Origin of the sequence: Escherichia sp. AM3, from assembly GCF_032029835.1 — a bacterium.
In the GTDB taxonomy this organism is placed as follows: Bacteria; Pseudomonadota; Gammaproteobacteria; order Enterobacterales; family Enterobacteriaceae; genus Escherichia; species Escherichia coli.
In genome coordinates this window covers 1-516 of the sequence record NZ_JAVUPQ010000535.1, presented here as the reverse complement: position 1 = coordinate 516, position 516 = coordinate 1, and the positions used below count along the sequence as shown (strand labels likewise).

Below are 516 nucleotides of genomic sequence, written 5' to 3'. Positions count from 1 at the left end.
AATGCCTATAACTCGCTAATAGATACCTTCAGCAGCCTGACCAAATACACCGCCGTAGATGCGGGAGCTGATAGCCAGAGTTCTAGCAATGGCGCACTGCTCGGCGACTCCACGTTGCGGACGATTCAGACGCAGTTGAAGTCGATGCTGAGTAATACCGTCAGTTCTTCCAACTATAAAACGCTGGCGCAGATTGGTATCACGACCGATCCCAGCGATGGCAAACTGGAACTGGATGCCGACAAACTCACCGCTGCATTGAAAAAAGATGCCAGCGGCGTAGGTGCATTGATTGTTGGCGATGGTAAAAAAACCGGCATCACGACCACCATCGGCAGCAACCTGACCAGTTGGCTTTCGACAACGGGCATTATTAAAGCCGCTACCGATGGCGTTAGTAAGACCCTGAATAAATTAACTAAAGACTACAACGCCGCCAGCGATCGCATTGATGCGCAGGTCGCGCGCTATAAAGAACAATTTACCCAACTGGACGTTTTAATGACCTCGTTAAAC

The 516-nt window shown here is 50.0% G+C and carries 1 protein-coding gene; it reads left to right on the top strand.

Going from position 1 to position 516, the window contains the following annotated elements; genetic code table 11:
• On the top strand, nucleotides 1-516 hold a 516-nt coding region (gene fliD, locus RTW80_RS27080; protein ID WP_312721177.1), incomplete at both ends, for a flagellar filament capping protein FliD.